This is a genomic window from Flavihumibacter cheonanensis (genome assembly GCF_022352215.1).
GTDB classification, from domain to species: Bacteria; Bacteroidota; Bacteroidia; order Chitinophagales; family Chitinophagaceae; genus Flavihumibacter; species Flavihumibacter cheonanensis.
Genome location: NZ_JAKRWF010000020.1, coordinates 1 through 905, shown reverse-complemented (window position 1 = coordinate 905; position 905 = coordinate 1). Strand labels below are relative to the sequence as shown.

Sequence of the window (905 nt, the reverse complement as noted above, 5' to 3'; positions counted from 1 at the left end):
TGTACAGCAGTTCAGGCTATGTACAGATTCATCAAAAGAACAGAGATTGAAACAGTAATCAATAAATGAACAGCGGATCCGGCAATAGTGTTTCATTACCAGCACTGCGCAAAGCTGCCGGCCGTTGTAGGCAAGGCAGCAAAGACACTCTCACAGAATGAACATCCAAGATATTTTTAGCATCAGGGACACTTACGTTTTTGTCGTGACAAATGACAGTTCAGCTGACGAATTAAGCTGGGAGGTTGAGCCAACGAACCAAGATCTGATACCCAACGTAGAAGGAATTTACTTTGTAGCTGCTAAAAAAGTATATACCGACAAAACGGTAGACTGCTTTTTGGGTGTCATGACACCTGAAAGGATTGCCGAAACTGTAATAAAACTTGTCGACGATAAAGTATTTGCGGAAAGTATTTATGACCAAAAGACTGCTGTCATACCTGCGGTAGCTTCTAAGTGCTTCGGTGACTATAACCTCTACTATGCAAAAGAAAATCCACAAATCGGAATCGACGTTTTAAGAACTGCCTTGGCGACACATTCAACTGTTGCGACTATTGCTGAAGATTTGGGATATATTTTACGAGACGAAAATAGACTTGAAGAAGCATTGGAAGCCTTTCATCATGCTGAGAAGGTCGGGGCGTCTTCAGAATACGTTTATCTGGAGCTATCAAAACTTTACAAGCAGCTTGGTGACACAGACAAAGAAAAGGAGTATGAGAAGTTGTTCGCGAACAGCTAACATGCTGAAGCCCTGCCTACAACATAAGTATCCTATGTATATAGGCCTTTAGAGGGAGTGAAAAAATATCAACTTTTTTCTTTTGAAAGCAAAGGATAGCCAGAAGGGAAATTCCAACCACCCTTCGCCTTCAGAAGTGTGTTTTTTTCCTTACTAC

1 protein-coding gene is annotated in these 905 nt (G+C 41.3%); it reads left to right on the top strand.

The features are described 5' to 3' along the window. Positions 1–157 precede the first annotated feature (157 nt). Complete coding sequence (locus MD536_RS20950; RefSeq protein WP_239603750.1) at positions 158–748, top strand: tetratricopeptide repeat protein; 591 nt, start codon at positions 158–160, stop codon at positions 746–748. Positions 749–905: the final 157 nt, after the last annotated feature.

Excerpts from the sequence above, each read along its gene's own strand:
- MD536_RS20950 (WP_239603750.1), top strand. The coding sequence starts at position 158 with ATGAACATCCAAGATATTTTTAGCATCAGGGACACTTACGTTTTTGTC.